The sequence below is a fragment of the Streptomyces sp. SID3212 genome (genome assembly GCF_009865405.1).
Classification (GTDB): domain Bacteria; phylum Actinomycetota; class Actinomycetes; order Streptomycetales; family Streptomycetaceae; genus Streptomyces.
The window spans coordinates 1-3366 of the sequence record NZ_WWJY01001058.1 but is presented as its reverse complement, the minus strand read 5'-3'; the positions used below and the strand labels follow the sequence as shown (position 1 = coordinate 3366).

Here is a 3366-nt window from a genome sequence, read left to right as displayed (position 1 = left end):
CAGCGGCTCGAAAGCCGGCACGCCGCGCAGATCCGGCGCCGACGAGCCGGTCGGCGCGGGCAGCGGGACCCGGGACGTGGAGGGCGGGCGGGAGAGGGGAGAACAGGAGTGAGGAGCAGAGTGATCGTGCGCGGACGAACGGGACATGGCAACCACCGCCGGTCGTGAGAGGTTTTTGCGGTCGCTCCTCACGATCCAGGGTCCGCGGCGATCCTGCCGCGGCCTGTGGACGAGCAGCCGATTGTGGACAACTCGGCCACTCGCACGGGTGGTTCGGCGGTCAGGCCGATTGGCGCGGTTTTGCTCAGGGCAGTTTCAGACCGGTGTCGATTCCGTCGAGCGCATGCGCACACAGACAGTCCCGGGTCTCGCTCGCCTGCAGTCCGCCCACTGCGTCGAACAGGACGGTGCGCAGCCGGTCCACGTTGGAAGCGAACACCCTCAGCACCTCTTCGTGGGAGACGCCCTCACCCGTCTCGGCTCCCGCGTCCAGGTCCGTCACGAGCGTCATGGAGGTGTAGCAGAGACCGAGTTCACGAGCCAGGATCGCCTCGGGGTGTCCGGTCATCCCGACCACCGACCAGCCCATCGCCGCATGCCACCGGGATTCCGCCCGCGTGGAGAAACGAGGACCTTCGATGACCACCAGCGTTCCGCCGTCCACCGGCTCCCACGCATGCCGGCGCGCCGCCGCCAGCGCGGACTTACGGCCCTCCGGGCAGTAGGGGTCGGCGAGCGAGATGTGGACGACCTTGGACGCGCTGCCGTCGGGCAGCGGCACCCCGTCGTAGTACGTCTGCGTCCGCGCCTTCGTACGGTCCACCAGCTGATCGGGTACGAGCAGCGTGCCCGGTCCGTACTCCGGCACCAGGCCGCCCACGGCACAGGGGCCGAGGACCTGCTTCACACCGACAGATCGCAGCGCCCAGAGATTGGCGCGGTAGTTGATGCGGTGGGGCGCCAGGTTGTGGGTGCGTCCGTGCCGGGGGAGGAACGCGACCCGCCGGCCGCCGATCTCGCCGAGGAAAAGGGAATCGCTGGGCGCTCCGTAGGGAGTGTCCACCTCGACCTCGGTCACGTCCTCCAGGAAGGAGTAGAAACCCGATCCACCGATCACGCCGATCTCTGCGTTCGCCATGCCGATCACAGTAGCCGCAGGCGCATACACCAAGGACCCCGGCCATCGGTGACGGCGGGGCCCTGGAGAGGACGGATCAGGCGGCCGAGGAGCCGCTGGAGCTGCTCGACGAGCCGGAACCGGAGCCCGATCCGCTCGACGAGCTGCTGGAGCCCGACGAACCCGACGAGGAACCGGAGGCGGAGGACGACGAGGCCGCTGTCGAGGACTTGGCGTCCGACGACGACTTCGTGGCGGCGGAGCCCGAGGTGGACGAGCCCGCCGCCGCCGGTGCGCTGCTGGACGACGAGCCGCGGCTGTCGTTCCGGTAGAACCCGGAGCCCTTGAAGACGATGCCGACCGCGGAGAACACCTTCTTCAGGCGTCCCTCGCAGGTGGGGCACACGGTGAGGGCGTCATCGGTGAACTTCTGCACCGCTTCGAGGCCCTCGCCACACTGGGTGCACTGGTACTGGTAGGTCGGCACTTGTTCCTCCTGGCACTCTCACTCAATGAGTGCTAACGACGCTCCATAGTGACGTATTCCGAGAGTTCAGTCCACTGCCACCGGCACGCGGTGACTCATCCCACGCGCCGCGACCCGTCCGGGACCCTTCGGCGAGAGGCGTGAGCGCAGTGCCACCAGCGTCGCCAGAGCCAGGGCCGTACCGCCGAGCGGCACCAGGAATCCGGCGCTCGCGCCGTGCGCGTCGGCGAGCTGTCCGGCGACGGTGACGGCCGCGGCCTGGCCGAGCGCCACGGCTCCGGTGAGCCAGGTGAAGGCCTCGGTGCGCGCCTCCGCGGGCACCAGCGACTCGACCAGCGTGTAGCCCGTGATCAGCGCGGGCGCGATGCACAGACCCACCAGCAGACCCAGTCCGGCGAGAAGAGGAGCCGAATGCACAGTCCACAGCGCGGAGGCGGTGAGCGTCAGCGCCGCGTACGCGACCAGCAGCCTGCGGCGCGGGCCCACCTTCCAGGCCACGGCGCCGCACACGATCCCGGCCAGCATGTTGCCGGCCGCGAAGATGCCGTACAGCACCCCGTTGCTCCCGGGCCTCCCGATCTCCTCGGCGAACGCGGTCAGGGAGACCTGCATCCCGCCGAAGACCGACCCGATGCCGAGGAAGGCCACTGCGAGGACCGGTATGCCCGGTACGGAGAGCGCCGAGGCGCGCGGTCGCGCCGGGGCGTCCGCGGCGTCCCGGTGGCGCTGTCCCGCGGTCCGGGGCTGGGTGCCCCGCTGGGCCGCGAAGAGCAGGCCGCCGACGAGCGTCAGCGCCCCTTCCGCGATCAGCCCGGCCGCCGGGTGGACGCCGGTGGCCAGCGCGGTCGCGAGCACCGGACCGATGACGAAGGTGAACTCGTCCGTCACCGATTCGAAGGCGGCCGCTGTCGGCAGCAGCGAAGACCCGTTCCCCTTCCCGAGGACGGCGGCCCAGCGCGACCGCACCATGGGACCGATCTGCGGGACGGAGGCCCCGGTGGGGACCGCCGCGGCGAACAGGGCCCACAGAGGGGCGCCGGCCAGCGCCAGGGCGATCAGCGCCGTGACGGACGCGGCGTGGACGAGCCCGCCCGGTACGAGGACCGCGCGCTGGCCGAACCGGTCGGCGAGCTTGCCCCCTTGGGGTGCGAAGAGCGCCATCGAGACACCGGTGACGGCGGCGACGGCGCCCGCCGTCCCGTACGAACCGGAGGTGTGCTCGACGAGCAGGACGATGCCGATCGTCAGCATCGCGAACGGCTGCCGGGCGGCGAAGCCGGGCAGCAGGAAGGTCCAGGCGCCGGGGGTACGCAGCAGCCGCCCGTATCCGGGGCGGGGTGCCGCGGCGGTGTCGGTGTCCGAGGTCCGCCCGGCGGTGTCGACCGTGTGGGACACGGTCCGTGCCTTTCTGCCGCCTGGTAGCGGGCCCCCGCGCGTGCGGGGGCGGCCGAGAGCTGTCCTCTTGCGCGGATCTGCGGTAGATACCGGGGCCCACGGTGGGGGACTCCACGGCCGCCATACGGTCGCGCCAGCTCTGCGTCAGGCAGAGGTGGTCGATCAAGTACGCCTTCATCGTACAGGTAGGAGCTTTGTGGTGGCTGGGAAACCTTCGGTGGCCCTGGGGCGTGCCGGGGATTACCAGGGGCGGTCCCGCAATCCCCGGCGAGCGGGACACCCCTGTGCGGACGCGCCCCAGGGCGTGTCCGCGAAGTGGTGTCTGGCTCGCGGCGCCTGGCACGCGCGCTCGCGGCGTTGTCGGACC

Annotated in this window: 3 protein-coding genes; all 3 read right to left on the bottom strand. The window is 71.2% G+C overall.

Features of this window, described 5'->3' with window-relative positions; genetic code table 11:
• Positions 1-304: 304 nt before the first annotated feature.
• Positions 305-1138, bottom strand: coding sequence for an S-methyl-5'-thioadenosine phosphorylase (locus GT042_RS31570; RefSeq protein WP_161312115.1), 834 nt, complete (start codon positions 1136-1138; stop codon positions 305-307).
• A gap of 76 nt (positions 1139-1214) precedes the next feature.
• Positions 1215-1604 carry an FmdB family zinc ribbon protein gene (locus tag GT042_RS31565; protein ID WP_161312114.1) on the bottom strand — a complete coding sequence of 130 codons (390 nt, stop codon included), beginning with the start codon at positions 1602-1604 and terminating at the stop codon, positions 1215-1217.
• 66 nt (positions 1605-1670) lie between these two features.
• Positions 1671-2999: an MFS transporter gene (locus GT042_RS31560; protein ID WP_161312113.1), complete on the bottom strand. Its 1329-nt coding sequence runs from the start codon at positions 2997-2999 to the stop codon at positions 1671-1673.
• Positions 3000-3366: the final 367 nt, after the last annotated feature.